This is a genomic window from Pseudomonas sp. BIOMIG1BAC (assembly GCF_001705995.2).
Taxonomy (GTDB): domain Bacteria; phylum Pseudomonadota; class Gammaproteobacteria; order Pseudomonadales; family Pseudomonadaceae; genus Aquipseudomonas; species Aquipseudomonas sessilinigenes.
Map to the genome: position 1 here is coordinate 820,925 of NZ_CP049045.1, position 24,923 is coordinate 845,847.

The 24,923-nt window shown below is 61.6% G+C and carries 20 protein-coding genes and 1 riboswitch; of the genes, 14 read left to right on the top strand and 6 right to left on the bottom strand.

Going from position 1 to position 24,923, the window contains the following annotated elements; genetic code table 11:
* The first annotated feature begins 38 nt into the window (after positions 1 to 38).
* Genes ATY02_RS03680 through ATY02_RS03710 form a run of 7 tightly spaced genes read left to right on the top strand, consistent with a single transcriptional unit; the run spans position 39 to position 8,196 of the window.
* Entirely contained in the window at positions 39 to 1,796 is a 1,758-nt protein-coding gene (locus ATY02_RS03680) for a carbamoyltransferase (protein ID WP_068576519.1), read from the top strand.
* Complete coding sequence (locus tag ATY02_RS03685) at positions 1,780 to 2,910, top strand: glycosyltransferase (RefSeq protein WP_068576517.1); 1,131 nt, start codon at positions 1,780 to 1,782, stop codon at positions 2,908 to 2,910. Before ATY02_RS03680 ends, ATY02_RS03685 begins: the two co-directional genes overlap by 17 nt.
* Entirely contained in the window at positions 2,910 to 3,806 is an 897-nt protein-coding gene (locus ATY02_RS03690; protein WP_068576516.1) for an antimicrobial resistance protein Mig-14, read from the top strand. Before ATY02_RS03685 ends, ATY02_RS03690 begins: the two co-directional genes overlap by 1 nt.
* Positions 3,807 to 3,814: 8 nt before the next feature.
* Positions 3,815 to 5,227, top strand: coding sequence for a PIG-L deacetylase family protein (locus ATY02_RS03695; protein ID WP_068576514.1), 1,413 nt, complete (start codon positions 3,815 to 3,817; stop codon positions 5,225 to 5,227).
* Positions 5,228 to 5,279: 52 nt separating this feature from the next.
* Positions 5,280 to 6,158 (top strand): DUF6625 family protein, encoded by an 879-nt coding sequence (locus ATY02_RS03700; protein WP_068576512.1) that lies wholly within the window; start codon positions 5,280 to 5,282, stop codon positions 6,156 to 6,158.
* Between the two features lie 2 nt (positions 6,159 to 6,160).
* Positions 6,161 to 7,312: a glycosyltransferase gene (locus ATY02_RS03705; protein ID WP_068576510.1), complete on the top strand. Its 1,152-nt coding sequence runs from the start codon at positions 6,161 to 6,163 to the stop codon at positions 7,310 to 7,312.
* A complete protein-coding gene (locus tag ATY02_RS03710; protein ID WP_068576508.1) occupies positions 7,312 to 8,196 on the top strand; it encodes a glycosyltransferase in 885 nt (294 codons plus the stop codon). The genes ATY02_RS03705 and ATY02_RS03710 overlap by 1 nt, the downstream gene beginning before the upstream one ends.
* An 86-nt stretch (positions 8,197 to 8,282) precedes the next feature.
* Here ATY02_RS03710 and ATY02_RS03715 read toward each other — a convergent pair whose 3' ends face one another.
* Positions 8,283 to 10,112: a bifunctional O-antigen ligase/aminoglycoside phosphotransferase family protein gene (locus ATY02_RS03715; RefSeq protein ID WP_068576506.1), complete on the bottom strand. Its 1,830-nt coding sequence runs from the start codon at positions 10,110 to 10,112 to the stop codon at positions 8,283 to 8,285.
* A gap of 157 nt (positions 10,113 to 10,269) precedes the next feature.
* On the opposite strand from ATY02_RS03715, the gene msbA reads away from it, so the two are divergent.
* From msbA to hldE, 4 genes are all read left to right on the top strand, one after another.
* Positions 10,270 to 12,075, top strand: a complete 1,806-nt coding sequence (gene msbA / locus ATY02_RS03720; RefSeq protein ID WP_068576504.1) for a lipid A export permease/ATP-binding protein MsbA — start codon at positions 10,270 to 10,272, stop codon at positions 12,073 to 12,075.
* Positions 12,076 to 12,252: 177 nt separating this feature from the next.
* Positions 12,253 to 12,957, top strand: coding sequence for a sulfotransferase family 2 domain-containing protein (locus ATY02_RS03725; protein ID WP_068576501.1), 705 nt, complete (start codon positions 12,253 to 12,255; stop codon positions 12,955 to 12,957).
* Positions 12,950 to 13,558: an adenylyl-sulfate kinase gene (cysC, locus tag ATY02_RS03730; protein ID WP_068576500.1), complete on the top strand. Its 609-nt coding sequence runs from the start codon at positions 12,950 to 12,952 to the stop codon at positions 13,556 to 13,558. The genes ATY02_RS03725 and cysC overlap by 8 nt, the downstream gene beginning before the upstream one ends.
* 106 nt (positions 13,559 to 13,664) lie before the next feature.
* Positions 13,665 to 15,098: a bifunctional D-glycero-beta-D-manno-heptose-7-phosphate kinase/D-glycero-beta-D-manno-heptose 1-phosphate adenylyltransferase HldE gene (hldE, locus tag ATY02_RS03735; protein ID WP_068576498.1), complete on the top strand. Its 1,434-nt coding sequence runs from the start codon at positions 13,665 to 13,667 to the stop codon at positions 15,096 to 15,098.
* A gap of 204 nt (positions 15,099 to 15,302) precedes the next feature.
* On the opposite strand, the gene ATY02_RS03740 is transcribed toward hldE, so the two are convergent.
* The 4 genes from ATY02_RS03740 to ATY02_RS03755 form a co-directional block, all read right to left on the bottom strand.
* Positions 15,303 to 16,274, bottom strand: coding sequence for a metal ABC transporter ATPase (locus ATY02_RS03740; protein ID WP_068576496.1), 972 nt, complete (start codon positions 16,272 to 16,274; stop codon positions 15,303 to 15,305).
* A 41-nt stretch (positions 16,275 to 16,315) separates the two neighbouring features.
* A complete protein-coding gene (locus tag ATY02_RS03745) occupies positions 16,316 to 17,128 on the bottom strand; it encodes an aldo/keto reductase (protein WP_068576494.1) in 813 nt (270 codons plus the stop codon).
* Positions 17,125 to 18,300, bottom strand: a complete 1,176-nt coding sequence (locus ATY02_RS03750; RefSeq protein ID WP_068576492.1) for an NAD(P)/FAD-dependent oxidoreductase — start codon at positions 18,298 to 18,300, stop codon at positions 17,125 to 17,127. Before ATY02_RS03750 ends, ATY02_RS03745 begins: the two co-directional genes overlap by 4 nt.
* A gap of 112 nt (positions 18,301 to 18,412) precedes the next feature.
* Complete coding sequence (locus ATY02_RS03755; RefSeq protein ID WP_068576489.1) at positions 18,413 to 18,745, bottom strand: DMT family transporter; 333 nt, start codon at positions 18,743 to 18,745, stop codon at positions 18,413 to 18,415.
* A gap of 104 nt (positions 18,746 to 18,849) precedes the next feature.
* On the opposite strand from ATY02_RS03755, the gene ATY02_RS03760 reads away from it, so the two are divergent.
* Positions 18,850 to 19,740 (top strand): LysR family transcriptional regulator, encoded by an 891-nt coding sequence (locus ATY02_RS03760; protein WP_068576487.1) that lies wholly within the window; start codon positions 18,850 to 18,852, stop codon positions 19,738 to 19,740.
* Between the two features lie 22 nt (positions 19,741 to 19,762).
* Positions 19,763 to 21,043, top strand: coding sequence for a lipid IV(A) 3-deoxy-D-manno-octulosonic acid transferase (waaA, locus tag ATY02_RS03765; RefSeq protein WP_068576485.1), 1,281 nt, complete (start codon positions 19,763 to 19,765; stop codon positions 21,041 to 21,043).
* A 66-nt stretch (positions 21,044 to 21,109) separates the two neighbouring features.
* Here the strand turns inward: waaA and ATY02_RS03770 are convergent, their stop codons facing one another.
* Complete coding sequence (locus ATY02_RS03770; RefSeq protein WP_068576483.1) at positions 21,110 to 22,552, bottom strand: TolC family outer membrane protein; 1,443 nt, start codon at positions 22,550 to 22,552, stop codon at positions 21,110 to 21,112.
* A gap of 196 nt (positions 22,553 to 22,748) precedes the next feature.
* A riboswitch (TPP riboswitch) is annotated at positions 22,749 to 22,853 on the top strand.
* A gap of 165 nt (positions 22,854 to 23,018) precedes the next feature.
* Between ATY02_RS03770 and thiC the strand changes: the two genes are divergently transcribed.
* Positions 23,019 to 24,908, top strand: coding sequence for a phosphomethylpyrimidine synthase ThiC (gene thiC / locus ATY02_RS03775; protein WP_068576481.1), 1,890 nt, complete (start codon positions 23,019 to 23,021; stop codon positions 24,906 to 24,908).
* Positions 24,909 to 24,923 lie beyond the last annotated feature (15 nt).

Here is a 24,923-nt window from a genome sequence, read left to right on the forward strand (position 1 = left end):
TTTGCGCCCGCATGCAGACTAAACGAGGCTAGACCCCTGTGGCATTGACGATTCTTGGCCTGTCCGGCGCCCTTAGCCATGATCCTTCAGCAGCCCTGTATATCGACGGCAAGCTGATTGCCGCCGCTGAAGAAGAGCGTTTCGTGCGCGACAAGCATGCAAAGAACCGCATGCCCTACGAGTCGGCGAAGTTCTGCCTGGAACAGGCCGGGATCAAGCCTTCCGACGTTGATGTGGTGGCGATTCCTTTCGCCCCGATCAGCTTGTTCGGCAAGGCGCGCTGGCACTACGCCAAGCGCTACTGGTATGCCCCGGATCGTGCCCTGGACGCGATCCTGATGGGCAACCGCCGCTACAAGCGCTATCGCAAGAAGATCGTCTGGTGCCTGGAGCAGCTGGGCTTCGATCCGAAGAAGATCAAGATCGAGCCGGTCGAGCACCACCTGGCCCACGCTTCCAGCGCCTACCACTGTTCCGGCTTCAAGGAGAAGACCGCGATCCTCGGGATCGACGGCAAGGGCGAGTACGCCACCACCTTCTTCGGCTATGGCGAGAACGGCAAGATCCACAAGCTCAAGGAGTTCTACGACCCGGACTCCCTGGGCGGCCTGTATGGCGCGATCACCGAGTTCCTCGGTTTCGAGATGCTCGATGGCGAGTTCAAGGTCATGGGCATGGCGCCTTACGGCGATGCCAGCAAATACGACTTCTCGCGCCTGGCCAGCTTTGAAAACGGCGAGCTGGTGATCAACACCGACTACGCCAACGTCATTGGCCTGCGCCGCTATAAAGAGAAGGGCAAGGGTTTCTACTTCTCGCCTAAGTTGATCGAGTGGCTGGGTCCCAAGCGTGAAGGCGATATCGCCGACGAGCCGTACATCCACTACGCCGCCAGCATGCAGGCGCTGTTCGAGAAGCTGGCCCTGCAGATGATCGACCATTACCTGGGCGACACGCTGAAGGAAACCGGCAAGCTGGCCTTCGCCGGCGGCTGCGCGCTCAACGTCAAGCTGAACCAGAAGATCATCGCCCGTCCGGATGTGAAGGAGCTGTTCGTCCAGCCGGCCTCCGGCGATGCCGGTACCGCCGTCGGTGCCGCGGCTTACGTCTCCCACGCCCGTGGCGTACCGGTGGAGAAGATGGAGCACGTCTACCTTGGTCCGTCGTACTCCAACGAGGACGTGATCGCCGCCTGTGCCCGGCATCCGAACAAGCCGGCCTGGCGCCAGATCGACAACACTCCCGAGCGCATCGCCAAAATCATGGTCGATGGCAATCCGGTGGCCTGGTTCCAGGGCCGCATGGAGTTCGGCCCGCGCGCCCTGGGTGGTCGCTCGATCATCGGTTGCCCAAGCGCCTCGGGCGTGGCCGACCGCATCAACGAGCAGATCAAGTTCCGTGAGCGCTGGAGGCCTTTCTGCCCGTCGATGCTCGACACCGTCGCACCACAGATGATCAAGGTCGACCATCCGGCTCCGTTCATGACCTTCACCTTCGAAGTGGCTGAAGAGTGGAAGACCCGGGTACCGGAAGTGGTCCACGAGGACGGCACGTCCCGGGCCCAGGTGCTCAAGCGCGAATACAACCCGCGCTACTACGACATGATGAAGGCCCTGGAGGTCTTGACCGGCAACGGCGTGTCGCTGAACACCTCGCTGAACCGCCGTGGCGAACCGATGATCTGCTCGCCGACCGACGCCTTGAACATGTTCTACGGGTCCGACCTGCAGTACCTGATCATGGAAGACATCCTGGTGGTCAAAGACGGCGTGGATCCTTATGACACGGTCGGCTGAACGCCATGTGCTGCAGTTCTGCCACGGCTATGACGGGCCGTTCCTGGACTGCGCGCGGCAATATGCCAACCTGTTCGCGGGCAGCGGCTATCGGGTGACCACGGTCTTTCTGACCGGGGTCGCCGATGCCGAGGTCGCCGCGGGTTGCGCGTCCGACGAAGTGCTGTTCATGGAGTACAGCTCCAAGGCCATTCGTGGCCTGAAGCTGGGCGCTATCCGTGACCTGCGCAAGATCGCCGCATCGCGCAACTTCAGCTTCTGCATCGCCCATCGCTTCAAGCCGATCTACATCGCCCTGCTGGGGACGCGCTTGCCGGTGATCGGTGTCCACCATGCGTTCGGCGACTACAAGCGCGGCAGCCGCAAGCTGTTCGCCGGACTGTTCGGCAAGCGCCTGAGCCTGCTCGGGGTCTCCGACGCAGTACGCGACGACATGCGTGCCTGCCTGCCCAAGTGGCCAGCGCAGCGGATCCAGACCCTGTACAACCGGATCGACCTGGAGGCCTTGCAGGCCAGCCAGTTGAGCCGGGCCGAAGCCCGTACCGAGCTGGGCCTGCCCGCCGATGCCTGGATCGTCGGCAACGTCGGGCGCCTGCATCCGGACAAGGACCAGGCCACCTTGCTGCGTGGTTTCGCCGCGGCAGTGGCGCAGCTCCCCCAGGGCAGCCAGTTGGCGATCCTGGGTACCGGCCGCCTGGACAAGGACCTCAAGTCCCTGGCCCGGGAGTTGGGAATCGCCGACCGCGTGCTGTTCCTCGGCCAGGTCCCTGAGGCCCGGCGCTATTTCCGGGCGTTCGATGTATTCGCCCTGAGTTCCGACCACGAGCCTTTCGGCATGGTCCTGCTGGAGGCCATGGCCGCCGGCGTGCCCTTGCTGGCCACTGCCTGTGGTGGCGCCAAGGAAGTGGTCGAGGGGGTGGGCATCCTGTTCCCTCTGGGTGATGTCGAGCACCTGGCCCAGGGCCTGCAGCACCTGGCGGCGATGGATGAACATCAGCGTCGGGTCTGCGCCGAGCTGATGTCCGATCGCCTGCGCGAGCGTTTCTCCGATCGGGCCGTACGCGACGTATTCTGGCGCTTGCCACAAGTCACCGAACTGACCGCGAGGGGCTGATGCTCAATCGATTCCAAGGCTGGCGCGAGCGTGGCTGGTCCGTCATCGACGCGTCGACCTATGCCGATGCCTGGCAGCGTTTTGGTGGCAGCGTGGCGACCCATCCGTTGGTCGTTGCGCAGTTGGCCGACCTGGCACAGATTCCAGTGCGCTACCTGGCCTTCGAATGCGCTGGCCAGTTGCAGGCGGCCATCGCCACCTGGGGTCGGGACTTGGCGCTGTCCAAGGATGTGCTCAAGCGCGCGGGCAAGAAGGGCTTGTTCGACATCGGCAATGCCGAGTTGATCCTGCCGGCCGCCGCAGATGCTCAAGTTCCACTGCGCCATCGCGGGCGCTACCTCTCGGCCCTGAACGAAGGACGCTTCAGCGGCCAGCGCCCCCAGGCCGAGCAGCTCGCCATGGCCAGGACCCCCGAAGAACTGTCGAAGAAGTTCCGCTACAACCAGCGTCGTGAACTGCGCTTGCTGGAAGAGGCGGGCGGTGTGGTGCGTCCGGTGAGCGAGTTCACCAGCCCTGAACTGGCGGCTATCTACTGCGATTTGTTCCAGCGTCGCTGGGGGTTTGCCGCCACCGGTGCCGAGCGCATGGCCGAGGTGCTGGAGCGTCTGCGCGAGTTGTTGATCGGCTCGGTGATTTTCCTCAATGATGCGCCGATTGCCGTGCAGTTGATCTATCGGGTCGAGGCGCCGGAGTGGATCAGCGTCGAGTATGTGAACGGTGGCGTCGACCCCGAGACTCGCGAGTTCAGCCCAGGCAGTGTGCTGAGTTTCCTCAATACCCAGAGCGCCTGGGAACAGGCTCGAGCCTTGAACAAGCCTCTGCGCTTTTCCTTCGGTCGTGCCGACCGAGAGTACAAGGACCGTTGGTGCAATCCTGTGCCGGTTTTCCAGGTGTGAGTCAGCCCATGAGTCGCAAGCAGCAACTGCTCAAGCGCCACCGGCGCAATAAACGAATCGCCTTGCTGATTGGCCTGGTGCTGATGCTGCTGGCTGGCGTCCTGGTGGCTTGGTGGTTGCCATTGCTGCTGGCGGTGGGTGCCTGGCTGGCTCACGAGGCCTGGTTCGCCGACCACCTGTTCTATTCGCCCAAGGATGACTATCTCTACGATTTCGGCGATCAGGCTCGGCAGATCCCCGTGCGCCTGGAGTTCGGGCGCCTGGTGCCGGAGTCGCCGTTGGAGCTGGCCCCTGGAGAAACCCTGGTCCTCGGGGTGCAGGTCAAGAGTTCCTGGCTGGGTCGGTTCTTCGATCCGGCCATCGAGGTCGCAGGTGGCCAGAGCCTCGATCGCCAAGGTTTTGAGCGCGGGGTCGATGGCCTGCGCTACCTCAACCTGAGCGGCTTGACCGATTCGTTGGCCAGTGGCGAGCTGCAGTTGCGCGGGCGTCACTGCCGAATCCGTATCCGGCCGCAGTTGCTGGCGTGGCGCGATCCCGATTATCGCTGCCAGCGGGTCATGGTTATCGCTCCCCATGCCGACGATGCCGAGCTGGCGGCGTTCGGCCTGTACAGCCAGGCGGACGAAGCCTGGATCGTGACCCTGACGGCAGGGGAGATCGAGGCCGAGCACTACCAGGCCATGGGCCTGGAGCCGGCTGCGGCGGCGCAGCTCAAGGGGCGCTTGCGAGCCTGGGACAGTATCGCCGTGCCTCGCTGGGCCGGAGTTCCCGAAGCCCATTGCGTGCAATTGGGATACTTCTGCCTGCAACTTTCCGCGATGCAGGCGGCTCCAGAGCAGCCAGTGGCTTCCCGTGAGGCGCAATTGAGCGATATCCGCCTGTTCCGCCAGTTCAATCCGTTCCCGTTGCCCGCCGACCACGATGGTTTGCCGACCTGGAACAACCTGCTGGCCGACCTGCGCGAGTTACTGCTCAAGGCCCGTCCCGACGTCATAGTGCTGCCCCATCCTTCGCTGGACCCGCATCCGGACCATATCTGTGCCCAGGCAGCTGTGATGCAGGCGCTGGAGGGGCTGGAGTGGCAGCCGGGCACGGTGCTCGGCTACGCCAATCACCTGCACGACAATGATCGCTGGCCGATGGGTGACTCGGGGGCCGGTATTGCCTTGCCGCCGGTGTTCGACGCGAGCAGCGTGCTACGGCCCTGGTGCCTGCCGCTTTCCCAGGCCGAGCAGTATGACAAGGCCATGGCCCTGGGCATGATGCACGACCTGCAACCGAGGATGCCGTTCAAGCGGCGCCTGCGCAGATCGATACAACGCCTCTTGGCCGGCAGGGTGCCTTCGGCCTTGGGCGAGAACGAGTTTTTCCGCAAGGCGGTCAGGCGGCACGAGCTGTTCTGGTTGCTGCGACAGCGATAAACAGACATATCCATAGGGGCGCTTTACAGCCCGAATCGACAGTGAGTCTTTTGTGATCAATCCTCGTCCGCGAATCTTGTTCCTCATGCCCTACTTCGGGCGCTGGCCTTTCTGGATGCCGTTCTTCCTGGAAAGCTGCCGACGCAATCCGGATATCGACTGGCTGTTCTTCAGCGACTGCGGCGTCCCGGACAATCTGCCGCCGAATGTCAGGCATGAAAGCATGAGCTTCGCCGACTACTGCGCCCTGGTTTCCCAGCGCCTGGGCATCGATTTCGCGCCCAAGGCCGCCTACAAGATCTGCGATATCCGACCGGCATTCGGGCTTATCCATGCCGATCGGCTGGAAGGCTACGATTTCTGGGGCTTTGGCGATATCGACCTGGTCTATGGCGATCTGCGGGCTTATTTCACGGCAGAACGCCTGGCCAAGCATGACCTGTTCTCCACCCATGAGCGGCGTATCGCCGGGCACTTGTGCCTGATTCGCAACAACGACCACCAGCGCGAGTTGTTCCGCAAGATCAAGAATTGGCAGGAGCGCTTTGTCGACCAGCAGCATCACGCGCTGGACGAGGGAGCGTTCACGCGGATCTTCCTCTGGCGCAAGAATTTCCCGGAGCCGTTGTTCAAGCTGGTGGGCAAGTTCAACCCGGAGCGCCGTCGCAGCGAGTTCACCGAGGCGTTCAGCACCCCGGGTGGAGTCATCAAATGGCATGACGGCAGCCGCGACTTCCCAACGTGCTGGTACTGGAAGGACGGGCGCGTGACCAATGATCTCGATGGCGCTCGTACCTTTCCTTATTTTCACTTCGTGTGTTGGAAGCGCAATGAATGGTCGGAGCTGGCGGAGCCTGATGCACAGGCGATCCAGGCCCTGGCCAACGAGTCGTCCTGGCTCATCGATGCCACAGGTTTCCACCGGGGATAGTTATGAGCCAGCGCTTCAAAGTCTTGCAATTGCAGCCGGACTACAACGTCAAATCCCATGATTTCGCCGACCTGGCCGAACAGATCGTCAAGGCCTTGCCCGACGAGCGTTATGAGGTCACCGCAGCGTTCCTGCGTGGCCGTCCCGGGCCTAACGACCCGGTGAGCCGGGCCGATCACTCGGTGTATTTCGAGTTTTCCGACAAGTCCCTCAAGGGCATGCGCCTGCGGGCCATGTGGCGGCTGTACCAGTTCTGCCGCAAGGAAAAGTTCGATGTGGTGATCTGCAATCGCTTCAAGCCGGTGAACATGATGCTGGCGCTCAACCGTTGGCTGAAGGTGCCGTTGTGCATCGGCATTTCCCACGGTTTCGGCGAGTACGACCGGTTCTACCGGCGGCGCCAGACCCAACGCCTGATCGATCGGCACTGGCGCTTCGTCGGCGTATCGCCAGCGGTCAAGCAGTACCTGCTCGATTGCCGGTGCGGTTTTACCGACCAGAACACCTGGGCCATCACCAACGCCATCGATATCGAGCAGGCTGAAGCCCTGCAGCATTCCCGCGAGCGCTCCCGGGAGTTATTGGGGCTGGATCCGACAGTCCGCCTGGTTGGCGCCCTGGGACGGCTGGTGCCGGTCAAGGGGCATACCTACCTGCTGCAGGCGTTCGCCCAGCTCAAGGACAAATATCCACAAACCCAGTTGGCGATCATCGGTGCCGGGCGCGAAGAGGCCAATCTGCGGGCCGAGATCCAGCGCCTGGGCCTGGAGGGCCGTACTCACCTGCTGGGCTTCAAGGAAAATGCTTTGCAGTACGTGCGGGCTTTCGACATCTGGACCATGCCGTCGCTGGCCGAAGGCTTGGGCCTGGCCTTGCTGGAGGGCATGAGCGGGCGGTTGCCAGTGATCGCCTCCAACGTGCCGGCCATGCTGCCCTTGATCGAAGGAGCCGGCGGCCTGGCGGTGGAGCCGGCCAATGTGCCGTCGCTGGCGGCGGCGCTGGATGCCTACCTGGGACTGTCCGACGAGGAGCTGGTCGCCAAGGGACAGCAAGCCTATCGCTATTTGCAAAAAGAACATGATATCGAGGTATTCCGTGGGCAATACCTGCAGTTGATCGACTCGGGTTTGAGTCAGGCGGGCAAGGGGCAGTAATGACAGACCAGCAACCTGTGGTGACGGTAATCATCGCCTCCTACAACCATGCACCCTACATCGAGCAGAGCATCCTCAGCGTCATCAATCAGACTTATTCGAACATCGAGTTGCTGGTGGTGGATGATGGTTCCAAGGATGACAGCGTCGAGCGCATCCAGCGTCTGCAAGAGCAATATGGCTTTGATTTCCGGGTCCAGCAGAACCAGGGACTGACCAACACGCTCAATGGCGCCATAGCCCGGGCCAGGGGCAGTTTGATCGTGCCGTTCGGCTCGGACGACATCATGATGCCCGAGCGTATCGCCATCCAGGTGGCCTACATGGATGGCAAGCCTGAAGTGGGTATCTGTGCGGGCAACATCGAGCTGATCGACAGCGATGGCAATCTGTTCCCTGAGAAGCGTCAGCGCCGTGATGTGCCGTTCCGGCGCCTGGACTTCGAGGATATGTTCCTGGAGCGCAAGCCCTATCCGCCGGCGCCGACCCTTATGATTCGCCGCGAAGCGCTGGACAAGGTCGGTGGCTTCGATCCGAACATCCGCCTCGAAGACTTGCTGATCGAGTTGAAAGTCACCCATGCGGGTTACTTCATCGATGGCCTGAACGTGGTGATGGCACGCTATCGCAAGCACGCCACCAATTCCTACAAGAACCACCGGTTCATGATCGACAACATCCTGCGTACCTATGCCTTGTTCAGTGATCATCCGCTGTACGACGAGGTGCGCTACAAGGCCTTGAACTCGATGTTTCTCAAGGTTTCCAATCGCGACCGAGCGTTGGCTCGTGAGCTGCTGGCACAGATTCCGCTCAAGGCCTGGAACAAGAAAACCTGGCGCGGGCTGGCCCGCCTGTACTTTTCAGCACTTGAGAAAGACTGACCTCAAGGTTCGCCCGAGTTCGCGCCCTACAAAAAAGACAGCCCACTGGGCTGTCTTTTTTTGACTCTTGCTTGCGGGCGAAATCGTTATGCTGCTTTTAGCAGCACTTGTGCCTGGTTCGCGGAGGTTAGTTGAGCGTAGCCAGAGCGCAGTGCATCGAGATGCTCATGGAAAAGCCACTGGTTATCTTCGGCATAACGCTGCATATGGCGCAGGTTGCGCTGGCGTAGCGAAGACCTTAGGGGCGACGGATAGACCCGCAGGTCGGCTAGGTCGATCAGGCCGAACCCACCGCTTTCCAGGACCAGTACATTGGCCAGGTGCAGTGAGCGGAAATACACACCGTGTTCATGCAGGCTGGCCATGTAGGCACCGAAGGCCCTGACCAGTTTGGCGCGTTCATCTGCAGATCCCGCGACTTGCAGGCAATGGCGCAGGGTTTGCCCGGCCAGCGGCTGGTAGCGAACGGCGCTACTGCCGTCGGCGAGACGGTACAAGTCCATGATGTTTGGCGTAACAATTCCCAGCTCACCCAGCTGTTCGCTGTTGCTGGCAAATCGCTCCGAGTAGGGGTTGAAGCCACCTGAGGTGTACCAGCGACGTGGGCGGAACAGTTTGAGGAAGCTGCCATCGTTGAGGCGCATGACCTTTGGTCCAAGACCATCGGACTCGATCACCTGGGCATCGCAAGTGAGTTGTTCCAAGGCGGCCGGTGCCAGTGTTTGCATGACGTGGGGAGGTGTGCGGCGAGCCCTTTGGGCAATGCACAGTGCGGCAATCAAGGCCAGGGGTATCCATAGCAGGAACCAGTGTTCCTTGGGCCGTGACAGCACCCCGCCGCCTTCGGTCAGTCCCGCACCGATACCAAACACCAACCAGCTTGAGGCAAGAACAACCAGTGGCGTGCTGCGTAGCTGCCAACTCTTGAACAATCCCCAGGCCTGCATGAACAACCAGGGGACCAGGCCGACGATGCCAACGTAGTACAACACGCCCAGGGCAAAGTTATGAGGTTCTTCCAGGAGATAGCCGATGTTCACATCCACACTCAGGTTGGCGTTAAAACCATGGCCAATCCAGGGGTGCTCGGCGATGTAGCCCAGGACCAGAGTCCATATTTCAAAACGATAGGAGTTACCGCGTTCTCCCAGCATGTGCGAGAACAGTAGCAATACGGCCGTTGAACAAGTCAGCATTGCCGTCAGCAGCATCAACGAACGCTTGTTCGAGTACATGAAGCAGATCCAGGCGATCGCCAACGTCAGCGCTACCAGTGGTGTTCGAGAGCCTGTAGCAAGGATGGCGGCGAACATGACGGCCATGGCCGGAATGCTGAGTAGCAGAACCCGCATGCGTTGGCAGCTCATACTCAGCCAGAGCCAGTACACCAGGAAGAAACCGAAGACATGGGAGCTCAACAATGGATTGTCAAAGGCTCCGCCGCCAATCATGCGGGCTCCGGGTGTATAGGTCAGGCTGAATGTATACAGATTGATGAGCGAGGCGACGAGCGCAACCATCGCTGCGCAAAAGCACAAGGGTCGTAGCACATCAAGCCGATAGCTGACTAACAGGCTGCAACCGGCAAAGAGCATCAGCAGATGCGCAGGGGGTTTGAACTCACCGGGCAGGCTATCGACGGGAGGGCTCCAAGCCAGGCTGATCAAGGCCCAGATACAGAAAAGTAGCACTGCAATGAAAATGGGTTCACGCAATAGACTCTTCAACTTGGCAGGTCGTAGGCACAGCGCGATCAGTGTTGGAATGCTGAATAGACCGTAATAAAGCTTATGCAGGAGACTGCGTTCCGGGAGGAAGAACAGTGCGCACAGCAGCAATAAATAGCCAGTCGGTAGAATCCATAGGCAAATAAAATCGAATACTCGATTGGATAAATTGCGAAGAGCGCAGGACATGCTTAGACGTTCATTCCGAAAATTAGGTCGGGCATGATAACGGCTAACCTACAGTGGTGTCGTTTGTCTGCTGAACAATAGCTGACAGAGGGGGATTTTCAGTGCGAAAGATAAGCTGTGCTAAAGTCACTCTCCTTTTTGACTACGTTCGCGTGATATGACCGACTCCAGCCCCGGCGTAAGCCCTTCAAGTCTGAAAATCTATTTCCGCCTTCTCGGCTATGTGCGGCCTTATATTGGGTTGTTCCTCATCAGCATCATCGGGTTCCTGATCTTCGCCTCGACCCAACCCATGCTTGGCTACATCCTCAAGTACTTCGTCGATGGCCTGTCCAATCCACAAGCCGTGCTGTTCCCCAGCGTGCCTTATCTGCGTGACATGCAACTGCTGCAGGCCGTGCCCCTGTTGATCGTATTGATTGCCGCCTGGCAAGGCCTCGGCTCCTATCTGGGCAACTACTTCCTGGCCAAGGTGTCCCTGGGGCTGGTACATGATCTGCGGGTCGAGTTGTTCAACAACCTGCTGACCCTGCCCAATCGCTATTTTGACAAACATAACTCTGGGCACCTGATCTCGCGCATCACCTTCAACGTGACCATGGTGACAGGGGCGGCGACGGATGCGATCAAAGTGGTGATCCGCGAAGGCATGACAGTGGTCTTCCTGTTTGCCTCCCTGTTGTGGATGAACTGGCGCTTGACCCTGGTGATGATCGCCATCCTGCCGCTGATTGCCGTCATGGTCCGCACTGCCAGCAAGAAATTCCGCAAGCAAAGCAAAAAAATCCAGGTAGCCATGGGTGACGTGACTCACGTTGCTTCGGAAACCATCCAGGGTTATCGCGTCGTACGCAGTTTCGGTGGTGAGGTCTATGAGCAGCAGCGGTTTCTCGCTGCCAGTCAGGGCAATACCGATAAGCAGTTGCGTATGACGCGCACTGGAGCCATCTATACGCCGTTGCTGCAATTGGTGATCTACAGCGCCATGGCGATATTGATGTTTCTGGTGCTCTACCTGCGCGGCGATGCTTCGGCGGGTGAAATGGTTGCCTACATCACGATGGCTGGCTTGCTGCCCAAGCCTATTCGCCAGTTGTCCGAAGTCAGCTCCACCATCCAGCGAGGGGTGGCCGGTGCCGAAAGTATTTTCGAGCAGCTGGATGTCGAGCCGGAAGTCGATCGCGGCACTGTGGAGAACTCCAATGTCAGCGGCCGCCTGGAAGTACGCAATCTGAGCTTTACCTATCCTGGTACTGAGCGTCAGGTGCTTGATGACATCAGCTTCAGCGTCGAACCGGGAGAGATGGTGGCGTTGGTCGGGCGTTCAGGCAGTGGCAAGTCGACCCTGGCCAATCTGATTCCGCGCTTTTACCACCATGACAAAGGTCAGATCCTTCTGGATGGTACGGAGATCGAAGACTATCGCCTGCTGAATCTGCGTCGGCATATTGCCCAGGTCACTCAGCATGTGACCCTGTTCAGTGACAGTGTTGCCAACAATATTGCCTATGGCGACTTGGCTGGTGCGCCGCGTGAGGACATCGAAAAGGCGGCCGGCGATGCCTATGCGATGGACTTCATCTCCCAGTTGCCTGACGGGCTGGACACTCAGGTTGGCGAGAATGGCGTGCTGCTTTCAGGTGGTCAGCGCCAGCGCTTGGCAATTGCCAGGGCCCTGTTGAAAAACGCCCCGCTACTGATCCTTGATGAGGCTACCTCGGCCCTGGATACGGAGTCTGAGCGGCATATCCAGGCGGCACTGGACAAGGTCATGAAGGGGCGTACTACCCTGGTGATTGCCCATCGCCTGTCGACCATCGAGAAGGCCGACCTGATCCTGGTCATGGATCAGGGGCGGATTGTCGAGCGTGGCACTCATGTGGAGTTGCTGGCACAGAACGGTCATTACTCGCGCCTTCATGCCATGGGCTTGGAGGAGCCGGCCCCTACCGGAGCCGTATGATCCTGTCCTGGGGGGCTTGCCCCCCAGGGTTATTCGTCAAGGCACCTACTTGAGTTTGTATCGTCTTTCTTACAGTCTTGACCAAGACTAAATAATTTCCCATTACCTGCTTGTTATGTTTCCCGCCTGAATCTTTGATTGGATCGAGAGGGCTATCCCTTTCGTGCGGGTGTCGGAATGTTGCAACGCTTTGTATGGAAGTTATTGCCAAAGACTCAGCGGCACTTCTTGCTTGGGCGCCTGTCGGTGGTGGACCGTCAGGTGGTAAACAAGTCCATGTCCGCCAATGTTCGTTTTCCTGAAGCTTTTTCCAGACATTCCTGCCTGTTCATCCATGTTCCCAAATGTGCCGGCAGCAGCATCTGCTCGGCATTGTTCGATGGCTGGATGCCAGGGCACTTGCCGTTGTACTGGTATGAACACCAGTTCCCGGAAGCATTTTCCAACTGCTTCAAGTTCGCTTTTGTCCGCGATCCTCTCGAGCGGGCCTATTCGGCCTACACCTTCCTGCGTAGCAACGATCTAGGGCGCCGGGATCGAGCCGCTCAGGACCTGGTTGCGCATTATCGAGACTTTGATGATTTCGTCAGCCACTGGCTGCATCCGGAAAATGTCCACAAGCAGATGCATTTTGCTCCCCAGAGCGATTTCCTCATTAACTCCCTTGGTCGTCTGTCCCTGGATTTCATGGGGTACCAGGAGCATTTGCCGCGTGACTTCCAGCTGTTGTGCGAGCGCCTGGGCGTCGAGGCGCAGCTCCCGCATGTCAACGGTACCCAGCAACGTGAGACGGCCCCAGTCAGGGAAATATGCTCAGTACGTACCCGACGCCTGGTACGTCGGGTTTATCAACGCGACTACGAGATGCTCGGTTATGAATAAGCCTGCCTGCGCGACCATGGAACAACCGCAGATTCGCCCTTATACCCTGTCGCTTTCATCTGGCGCCCGCGCGGCCCTCAAGCACCAGCAGCCGTGTTGTCTGTGGCTGACGGGCTTGTCGGGGGCAGGCAAGTCGACCCTGGCCAACTTGCTGGAGCTGCGGCTCAATGAACTGGGCCTGCACACCTTCGTGCTCGATGGAGACAACGTGCGTACCGGTTTGTGCCGGGATCTGGGGATGGACGCACAGGCACGCAAGGAGAACATCCGACGCATGTCCGAAGTGGCGCGGCTGATGGTAGAGGCGGGGCTGGTGGTGATCGTTTCGGCGATCTCGCCATTTCGTGTCGAGCGTGACGCGGCACGGGCATTGTTCGCCACCGGGCAATTCTTCGAGGTGTACATCAGCACGCCATTCGATACTTGCGCCCAGCGCGACCCCAAGGGGCTGTACAAGGCGGCGAGAGAGGGGCGCATCAAGAATTTCACCGGCTTGGACAGCCCCTATGAGGCCCCTTTGCAAGCCGAATGCGAGATCGATACGACGAGCATGGCACTACCGGAGGCGATTCGCTGCCTGTTGCAGCTTCTACAGCGCTGAATAGACGCGGGAATTTCTTCGTCGGCCCCATGCAAGCCATAGAACTAGGCGGCGCCAACCCTGTGCTAATATCGCGCCCCTGTTCATTTTGTATGTGGGATGCTCCATGAAGTTGTCCATGCCGCGATTCGATCAAGCCCCCGTCTTGGTGGTCGGCGATGTCATGCTCGACCGTTACTGGCATGGTGGTACCTCACGGATTTCCCCTGAGGCGCCAGTACCGGTGGTCAAGGTCGAGCAGATCGAGGACCGCCCGGGCGGTGCCGCCAACGTTGCCCTGAACATTGCTGCACTCGGTGCGCCCGCGTCCCTGGTCGGGGTAACGGGCGACGACGAGGCGGCCGACAGCCTTGCCAACAGCCTGCAAGGCGCCGGTGTACGCGCCCTGTTCCAGCGCATCAAGCATCAGCCGACCATCGTCAAGCTGCGGGTCATGAGCCGCCACCAGCAATTGCTGCGTATCGATTTCGAAGAACCTTTCGCCACTGACGCCCTGGCCCTGGCAGCTGAAGTCGACACACTGCTCGAAGGCATCAAGGTGCTGGTGTTGTCCGACTACGGCAAGGGTGCGCTACGCAACCACCAGGCGTTGATCGCTGCCGCTCGGGCGCGGGGCATTCCGGTGCTGGCCGATCCCAAGGGCAAGGATTTTTCCATTTACCGTGGCGCCAGCCTGATCACCCCGAACCTCAGCGAGTTCGAGACCATCGTGGGTGGTTGCACCGATGAGCATGACCTGGTGAACAAAGGCGCCAAGCTCATGCATGACCTGGAGCTGGGGGCATTGCTGGTGACCCGTGGCGAGCACGGCATGACGCTGCTGCGCCCGGGGCACCCGGCCCTGCACCTGCCAGCCCGTGCTCGTGAAGTGTTCGACGTCACCGGCGCCGGGGACACGGTGATCTCCACCCTGGCCGCTGCCATCGCAGCGGGTGAGGAGCTGCCCCATGCAGTGGGCCTGGCCAACCTGGCCGCAGGCATCGTGGTTGGCAAGCTGGGGACCGCGGCCATCAGCGCACCCGAGCTGCGCCGGGCGATCCAGCGCGAAGAAGGTACCGAGCGTGGCGTGCTGAGCCTCGACCAGCTATTGCTGGCCATCGACGATGCCCGGGCGCACAACGAGAAGATCGTTTTCACGAACGGTTGTTTCGACATCCTCCATGCTGGCCATGTGACTTATCTTGAGCAGGCCCGGGCCCAGGGAGATCGCCTGATCGTGGCGATCAACGACGACGCCTCGGTCAGCCGCCTGAAAGGCCCTGGCCGGCCGATCAACAGTGTCGATCGGCGCATGGCGGTACTGGCCGGACTGGGCGCTGTGGATTGGGTGATCAGTTTTCCCGAGGGTACCCCGGAAAACCTGCTGTCCCAGGTACGGCCAGATGTACTGGTCAAGGGCGGGGACTACGGCATCGATCAGGTGGTGGGCGCCGATATCGTCACGGCTTATGGCGGTACCGTGAAGGTGCTGGGCTTGGTGGAGAACAGTTCCACCACGGCCATCGTCGAGAAGATCCGCAAGACCGACAAAACCCAGTAATCACGCCAGAGCTGAAAACGGCGCCTGGTTAATGCCTGTCAGTTAATCGGTGGTCCCCTGCAGGAGCAGCCGGTCGACGCTCGATTGCTCGCGATGGTCGAATGGTAGCGCGTGTTTACTGGGTAAACGCCGTGCTCTGAAGCCCATCGCGGGCAAGCCTCGCTCCTACAATTGCCTTGACTGATCGGCCCCTGGGGCGCCGTTTTATCCCTGGCGCCGGGTCTTGGCGGGCACGATCCTGCGCAGGATCTGCCGCGCCCTGCCGGTCAGGCGGGCAAGCTGGGTATCTTTCTCCGGCTCGTCCAGGCCTCGCTGCCTGAGCCAGTCCTTCCAGCGAATTCGTTCATCGCTCACGACCCAGCCTTCCTGTTGGGCGAAGCTTTCCGCCAAGTGCAGGCCACGAGTGCTGGCAGGGTGCAGTTGGTCTTTCTTCAAGGTGTACAGCTCGGCACAGGGCTGGCCGTTCTCCAGGGGCATCAGGTACAGGTCGGGGCGCTTGCGATCCAGGCGGGCCACCAGTTGGTCGCCCTCCAGGCGTTCGTCGACGTGGAACAGGCTCAGGGACTTGGCGTCCTTGGGAACATCCAGGCGCAGGTCATAGATCAGCTGCAACGAGGCTGTCGGCAGGTGCACGTAGGCCCGAGGGCGCTCCAGCAATTGCAGGTTGGCGCAGCGTACCGGGCGGGCGGCGCCGGATAATGGCGTCAGGCGAAAGGCTGGAGCCTCCCGATAATGCAGGGCCCCGGCATAGGGGGCGGGCAGCCAGGTGTCGTTGAAGCGCCCTGCCAACCAGCCCTCTGGCGTCTCCAGCAGGCATTCCTCGGCGATTTCCTGGATGGCGGTATGCAGTGGCAGGTTCAGCTCATGGGCGGGGACATAACCCGAGATCAGCTTCAGGACCACGTCGCCCCGGTCCTGGCGGCGCTGGCGCACCAGGACCCAGTAGTCGCGGTTCTGCCAGTGCAGGGTCAGGCGCACCGATACCCCGAGGTTGGCCAGTTCCAGGGCAAAGCGTTCGTTGTCGGCGACAGTCACCGGGCGCCTGCGTTGCAGGGTCTGGGCGAAGTTCAGGGGCATCCCTACGCTCTGGTAGCTGAGCCCTTCGGGAGTGGCTTCGACGAACAGGGGCAGGGTCTTGAAGTTGCTGGGGTTCTTTCTGATCAGCGGTCGCGACATCTCAGCTCCTTCCTGCGTCGGGGGCGGCCGCCTCGGCGGCGTCAGTGCTTGCCCAGGACTTGCGCCACGATGGTTACGTTGTGGGCCAAGTGCAGTGGATTGATGGTCCCGACGATAGCACTGGCGACCCCGGGCCGGTCAAACAGCAGTTCGAAGCTGGCTCGCACCGGATCGATGCCCGGGCTCAGGCAGGCATGGCCGCTGGCCAAGGCCTTTTTCACCAGGATGCCCTTGCCATGGGCCGCGGCATAGTCAATGACTGGCCGCTCGGCCTGTTCGTTCAGATTGTAGGTAACCATGGCGCAATCGCCTTGCTCCAAGGCCCTGAGCCCACCCTCGACGGTCTTGCCGGAAAAGCCGAAGCCGCGAATCTTGCCTTCTTGTTTGAGCTGCGCCAGGGCCTGGTAGACCTCGCTCTGGTCGAGGATGGCCAGGTCATTGCCATCGGAGTGCACCAGCACCAGGTCGATGAAGTCGGTTTCCAGGCGCTGCAGGCTACGCTCGACGGACAAGCGCGTATGGGCGGCACTGAAGTCATGCCGGGAAACGCCGTCACAGAACTCTTCGCCCACTTTGCTGACGATCACCCATTCGTGGCGCTGGCCGCGCAACAGCGGGCCCAGGCGCTCCTCGCTACGACCGTAGGCCGGGGCGGTGTCGATCAGGTTGATGCCCAGGTCACGGGTTAGCTTGAGCAGCATCCGGGCTTGCTGATCGTCGGGGATCTGGAAGCCGTTGGGGTATTTCACTCCCTGGTCGCGGCCCAGCTTCACGGTGCCAAGGCCCAGGGGCGAGACCATCAGGCCGGTGCTGCCCAGTGGGCGGTGCAGGTCGTGCAGTGTGGCTTGGCTCATGGCAGCAGTTGCTCCCAGGCCGGTTGTCCCAGGGCGGGCTTGGGCAACTCCGGCAGGGCTTCGTTGTGGGCAGGCTTGATGCCGTCCCGCTCCAGGGCTGCCAGGACCCGGTCGGCAAAGTCGGGAGCCAGGGCCAGCTTGGTCGGCCAGCCCACCAGCAGGCGATCCTGTTCGGCCAGGAAGGCATTGTCCGGGCGCGTCAGGCCCGATTGTGCCGGTTCGGCCCGGTCCACCCGCAAGGTGGCCCACTGTGCCTGGGTCAGGTCGATCCAGGGGAGCAGTTGGGCCAGTTCCTTCTGGGCGGCGGCGATCTGCGCCGCCGGTTCCCGGGCCACGCCCTCGGCTTCAGCGAGATCGCCTCCCAGGTACCAGACCCACTGGCCATCGGCGGCCGGATGGGTGGTGACCGTGACCCGTGGCTTCGGGCCTCCGCCCAGGCAGTGGGCGTAGAGCGGGCTGAGAGTCGGTCCCTTGACCAGCACCATGTGCAATGGCCGTCGTTGCATGGTCGGCTGGCTCAGGCCCAGGGCCTTGAGTACATCGGCGGTTCCAGCACCGGCGCTGAGCACGATGCGTTGCGCGCGAATATCCCGCTCATCGACCCGCAGGCCCACCAAGTGGCCGTCTTCCATCAGGGGTTCGATCTTCTGTCCGGCCAGCAGGCCATCGCCGGCCAGTTCGGCCAGGCGTGCGATGAGGTCCGGCACGTCCACCACCAGCTCGGCCAGGCGGTAGACCTTGCCCTTGAAACGCTTGTCCTGCAGGGCCGGCGGCAGTTGCTCGCCCTTGACCTGGTCGACCCGGCCGCGCACGGCCTTGCTGGCGAAGAAGCTGGTGAGATTGCCGGCCAGGGTTCCCGGGGACCACAGATAGTGAGCCTCGGACAGCATGCGCACACCCGACAGGTCCAGCTCGCCGGTGCCGGCCAGCGCCTCGCGCCAGCGCCTGGGCATGTCGGCGATCGCCTCCGAGGCCCCGGTGAGGGCGCCATGCAGGGCGTACTTGGCGCCACCGTGGATAATCCCTTGGGATTTCACGCTCTGTCCGCCGCCGAGCGTGGCGTTCTCCACCAGTACGGTGGAAAAGCCTTGGCGGTGCAGACGGGCGTTGAGCCAGAGACCGGCGACGCCTGCGCCGACGATCAGCACATCGGTGGAAATAGCGGATGGCATGCAGCGACCTCGGGAAACAAAAACGAAGCCGCAAGTTTCAAGCCTTGAGCCTCAAGCTGCAAGCCTGCTGCACTTGCCGGGCGCTTGGGGGCGTCGCAGGTCATGGGTTTTTCTAGTGACCCGCGGTTTTCGAGAACAGCTGGATCACCAGTACGCCGATGACGATCAGGGCCATGCCGAGCATGGCCGGGATATCCAGTTTCTGCCCGTAGAGCACCAGCGCGGCGATGCTGACCATGACGATCCCCAGGCCGGACCACACGGCATAGGCCACCCCTACCGGGACCGTGCGCATCACCAGGGTCAGCATCCAGAAGGCCACGCCATAGCCGGCGATGACCAGCAGCAGGGGTTGCGGTGTGCTAAGGCCCTTGACCGCTTTCAATGAAACAGTGGCAATCACTTCCGCGCAGATGGCGATAGCCAGGTAGTAGTAAGCGTTCATGGGAGGGGTCCTCGTAACTGGGGCTGCTTTCTGAGGTCGGCATTCTAGGGCTTGCCCGGATGGGGTAAAGTCATTTCCTATCTGGATAAGAGATAGGTTGCGTCATGAACACACAGTGGAGCCTGGAGCAGTTGCGCTTGTTCGTTGGCGTAGCCGAGTTGCGTTCGTTTTCGGCGGTGGCTCGCCAGCAGCGCAAGGCCCAGTCTGCGATCAGTAATGCCATTGCCCTGTTGGAAGATGACCTGGGGGTCAGCCTGTTCGAGCGTAGCAGTGGCCGCCAGCCGAAGCTGACCGAGGCCGGAACGGCCCTGTTGCAGGAGGCCCGGGAGATCTTGCGCCAATGCGATCGCCTCAATGGTCGGGCGCTGGCGCTGATGCGGGGCCAGGAAGCCCGTTTGCGACTGGCCCAGGACGAAGCGATGCCCTATCAGCCAGTGCTCGACAGCCTGGAGGCCTTGTCCGAGCGGTTCCCCAGCCTGGAGGTGCAATTGGCCAGCAGTGCCCAGGGGGATGTGGCGCGCAAGCTGGTGGAGCGGCGTGCCGACCTGGGGCTGCTGTTCCACCACGAGCAGATGCCCGAGACCCTGGAACGCCAGGCCCTGGGCAGCGTCGAGATGGTCACGGTGTGTGGGGTCAGTCATCCGTTGGCCGGGGAGAAACGGGTCAACCGGCGGATATTGGCCATGCATCGGCAATTGCTGATCGCGCCGCAGCTCAGTGGTTATCCCGGAGGCGATCAGGTCAGTCCCCAGGTCTGGCGGGCCGACAGTTTCTATGTCCTGGCGGAATGGCTGATGCGTGGCCTGGGCTGGGCCTGGTTGCCACGGCATGTGGTGCAGTATTCGGCCTACCAGCACCAGATGGTGGAGTTGGCCAGTGATTGGACGCCTCCGGCGCTGGTGGTGGAGTTGGCCTGGCGCCGTGATGAGCCCCTGGGGCTGGCTGCCTGCTGGTTGGCGGAACGTTTTGCCGTGCACCTGAAGGCGATCGGCTAAAAAACCGATAAACTCCGCCGCCATGAATAGAACTCTCTACACCGTACTGTTTTACCTGGGGCTGCCATTGGTGGCGATTCGGCTATGGCTGCGCTCGCGCAAGGCGCCGGCTTATGCCAAGCGCATTGGCGAGCGTTTCTCCGTTGGCCTGCCGGCCATGCAGCCCGGTGGCATCTGGGTGCATGCGGTGTCGGTGGGCGAGAGCATTGCCGCCGCCCCGATGATCCGCGCACTGTTGGCCCGCTATCCGCAATTGCCGATTACCGTGACGTGCATGACCCCCACCGGTTCGGAGCGGATCCAGGCGCTGTTCGCCAACGAGCCACGGATCCAGCACTGCTACCTGCCTTATGACCTGCCGTGTGCCGCTGCCCGGTTTCTCAAGCGGGTGCAGCCCAGGCTGGCGGTGATCATGGAGACCGAACTCTGGCCTAACCACATCGATCAATGCGCCCGGCGCGGGATTCCGGTGGCACTGGCCAATGCACGGCTGTCCGAGCGCTCGGCGCGCGGTTATGGGCGGTTTTCTGGCCTGAGCGCGCCGATGCTGGCGCAGATGAGCCTGTTCGCAGTACAGACCAGGGCCGAGGCCGAGCGCTTTCTGCAGCTGGGCGCACGTCCTGAAACGGTGGAGGTGACCGGCTCGATCAAGTTCGACCTGACCATCGATCCTCAGCTGTTGCAACGTGCTGCGCAGTTGCGCCAGCAATGGCAGGCCGTGGAGCGACCGGTGTGGATCGCCGCCAGTACCCATGAGGGTGAAGATGCCGTGGTGCTCGACGCCCACCGGCAATTGCTGGCCAGCTACCCCAATGCCCTGTTGATCCTGGTGCCGCGGCATCCGGAACGCTTCGACCCGGTATTCGAACTGTGCCGGCAGCAAGGGATGGCGACGATCCGTCGCTCTAGCGCCGAGCCGGTGAGCGCAGATACCTCGGTGTTGCTGGGGGATACGATGGGTGAGTTGTTGTTCCTCTATGCCCTGGCCGACAGCGCCTTCGTCGGCGGCAGCCTGGTGCCTAACGGCGGTCATAACCTGTTGGAGCCCGCTGCCCTGGCCAAGCCGGTGATCAGCGGCCCGCACCTGTTCAATTTCCTGGAGATCGCCGCGATGCTGCGTGAGGCCGGGGCCTTGCAGGAGGTGGATGATGCCCAGGGTCTGGCCGAGGCGGTGCAGCGTCTGTTCGAGTTGCCCCAGGACGCCCGGACGATGGGCGAAGCAGGGCTGTCGGTCATGCGGGCCAATCAGGGGGCGCTGCAGCGCCTGCTCGACGGCCTGGGGCGTCTGTTGCCGCCACGCTGAGCCTGGTTGTTCACGCAGGATGAAAAAGGCCACCCGCTTGGGTGGCCTTTTTCATGGGCGGATACTTCAGGGGCGAGCCTTGAGTTGCTCGGCGGCGGCCTTGGCCAGGTCCGGAGGCAAGAAGTCGCGGTCCGGGTTGTAGTCGGCCTTGAGGTAGCGAGCCAGGTCTTGCAGGTCCCCTGGGTTCAAGGTGCCGGCGGCCTGTTTCAGGCGCAGGTTGTCGAGGATGTAGTCGTAGCGGCTGTTGTTGTAGTTGCGCACCGAGTTGTAGAGCTGGCGCTGGGCATCGAGCACGTCGACGATATTGCGCGTGCCTACCTGATAGCCGATTTCCGTGGCTTCCACGGCGCTCTGGTTGGAGATGATCGACTGGCGTCGGGCCTGGACCTGTTCGACGTCGGTATTCACCGCGCGATGCAGGTTGCGGGTGTTCTCCACCACCTGGCGGCGCAGGGACTCGCGCTGCTGCTCGGACTGGCTCAGGCGCGAGTAGGATTCGCGAACCTGGGAGCTGGTCAGGCCACCGCTGTAGATCGGGATGTTCAGTTGCAGGCCGATGGAGCGCTGCTCGACATCGCCGTGGTAGGGCGGGGCGATAGGGTTGGGGTTGGGGTTGCTGAAGCCCAGGGCATCGTTGTCGCCCTTCTTGTACTGCACCACCGCGTCCAGGGTCGGGGCGTGGCCGGCCTTGCGCTGCTTGAGGGTCTCCTCGGCGGCGCTGACTGCGTAGTTGCTGGCCAGCAGGTTGAGGTTCTGCTTGGCGGCAGTGTCGACCCAGGCCTTGGCGTCGTTGGGGACCGGCGCCAGCACCGGTAGGGTGTGGACGATACCCTGGATCGAATTGTATTCACGGTTGGTCAGGGTAATCAGGGCCTCGAAGGCATCGTCCACCTGGCGTTGGGCAACAATGCGGTTGGCCCGGGCAGTGTCGTAGCTGGCCTGGGATTGCAGCACGTCGGTCTTGTCCGACAGGCCGACGTCGAAGCGCTCGTTGGACTGGTCGAGCTGGCGCTTGAACGCGGCTTCCTCGGCCTTGGTCGAGGCCAGGTTGTCCTGGGCCCGCAGTACGGCAAAGTAGTTTTCCGCGCTTTGCAGGATCAGGTTCTGCTCAGTGGCCGAGAGTTGCAGCGCGGCTTGCTCGTTGACTTCCTTGGCGGCCTGCAACTGGAACCAGCGGTCGGCGCGAAACAGCGGTTGGGCCAGGGTCGCCCGGTAGACATTACCGCTGCGGTTGGCGGTCATTGCCGGTTCGTCGAGCTTGGTGCGGGTGTTGTTCAAGTCCGCACCGGCCGACAGGTTCGGCAGCAAGCCGGCGCGGGCCTGTGGCACGACTTCTTTCTGGGCACCGTACTGGGCGCGCGCAGCGGCCAGGTCGGCATTGTTGTCCACGGCTTCCTGGTAGACGCTGACCAGGTCGGTCTTGGTGGTGGTCAAAGGCGCTTCAGCTGCCCATGCCATTCCATTGGACGCACAAGACACGGCAATAGCCAGTGAGAGTTTGCGCAGCATTCGGCGATCCCTAGAGTTGATATTATGGAGATAATCCAGGCGCCAAGGCTAAGGTGCGCCCCCCAGAGCGTCAAGGCTCGACGCTGGACATGCAGTGTAGAGGCGCCGCCTTGGTGCAACAATCCGCCGATTACGCCATTCATCATGCTTATCGCACGGGTGTTGGCGTTCTGCCCCGGCTTTGTCTAGACTGGCCCGGTTCTTGTCGGGGTGCCTTGCTATGAGGCTGAGATCGGATAATCCGGATCCCGTTGAACCTGATCAGGTTAAGGCCTGCGTAGGGAACAAGATTTCTCGTCACCCGGCGAGTCCTCTTGTGCTTCGTCCGGGATGTTGTTCGACAATCGAACATTCCTCTTGAGTACCAAGCACTGCACTCACTAGTCGCCTAGACAGGGTGCGTCCGTCCGCTACAGGTTCGCTCCGACAAAATTCCACTGCCTGGATGCTGTCTGGAGAGCCCGTGATGACGACAAAACTAAAAAACGCTAGCAACCTCAGTGAGTCGGCCCAAGTCGACCAACAGTCGGTGCAGCCCTTTACCCGCTCGCAAAAAATCTATGTCCAGGGCTCGCGCCCGGATATTCGCGTGCCCATGCGTGAGATCACCCTGGATGTGACTCCCACCGACTTCGGTGGCGAGATCAACGCGCCGGTGACCGTCTACGACACCTCTGGCCCCTACACCGACCCCAATGTGCTGATCGATGTGCGCAAGGGCCTGGGCGACGTGCGTTCGGCCTGGATCGACGACCGTGCCGACACCGAGCGCCTGGCTGGCCTGTCTTCCGATTTCGGCCAGCAGCGCCTGGCCGATGCCGAGCTGACCAAGCTGCGTTTCGCCCACGTGCGCAACCCGCGCCGGGCCAAGGCCGGGGCCAACGTCAGCCAGATGCACTACGCGCGCCAGGGCATCATCACCGCTGAGATGGAATACGTCGCCATCCGCGAAAACATGAAGCTGCAGGAGGCCCGCGCCGCTGGCCTGCTCAAGCAGCAGCACGCTGGCCACAGCTTCGGCGCCAGCATCCCCAAGGAAATCACCCCTGAGTTCGTGCGCGAGGAAATCGCTCGCGGCCGCGCGATCATCCCGGCCAACATCAACCACGTGGAGCTGGAGCCGATGATCATCGGCCGCAACTTCCTGGTGAAGATCAACGGCAACATCGGCAACAGTGCCCTGGGTTCGTCCATCGAAGAAGAAGTGGCCAAGCTGACCTGGGGCATTCGCTGGGGTTCGGACACGGTCATGGACCTGTCCACCGGCAAGCACATCCATGAAACCCGCGAGTGGATCATCCGCAACTCGCCGGTACCGATCGGCACCGTACCGATCTACCAGGCCCTGGAGAAGGTCAACGGCGTGGCCGAGGACCTGACCTGGGAGCTGTTTCGCGACACCCTGATCGAACAGGCCGAGCAGGGCGTGGACTACTTCACCATCCACGCCGGCGTGTTGCTGCGCTATGTGCCGCTGACCGCCAAGCGGGTCACCGGCATCGTCAGCCGTGGCGGCTCGATCATGGCCAAGTGGTGCCTGGCCCACCACAAGGAGAACTTCCTCTATACCCACTTCGAGGAAATCTGCGAAATCATGAAGGCCTACGACGTCAGCTTCTCCCTGGGAGATGGCCTGCGTCCGGGGTCGATCGCCGATGCCAACGACGAAGCGCAGTTCGGTGAACTGGAAACCCTCGGCGAGCTGACCAAGATCGCCTGGAAACACGACGTGCAGTGCATGATCGAAGGTCCTGGCCACGTGCCGATGCAGCTGATCAAGGAGAACATGGACAAGCAGCTGGAATGCTGCGACGAGGCGCCGTTCTACACCCTCGGCCCGCTGACCACCGACATCGCCCCAGGCTACGACCACATCACTTCCGGTATCGGTGCCGCGATGATCGGTTGGTTCGGTTGCGCCATGCTCTGCTATGTCACGCCCAAGGAGCACCTGGGCTTGCCGAACAAGGATGACGTCAAGACGGGGATCATCACCTACAAGATCGCCGCCCATGCCGCCGACCTTGCCAAGGGCCACCCGGGCGCGCAGATCCGCGACAACGCGCTGTCCAAGGCACGCTTCGAGTTCCGCTGGGAAGACCAGTTCAACCTCGGCCTGGACCCGGACACCGCGCGGGCGTTCCACGACGAGACCCTGCCTAAGGACTCGGCCAAGGTCGCGCATTTCTGCTCCATGTGCGGGCCGAAGTTCTGCTCGATGAAGATCACCCAGGAAGTGCGCGAATACGCCGCCAACCAGCGCATCGAGGCAGTGGATGTCGAGGTGGCCAAGGGCATGGCCGAACAGGCCGAGCGCTTCAAGCAGGAAGGCAGCCAGCTGTACAAGAAAGTCTGAGAGGCAGCGGTACGC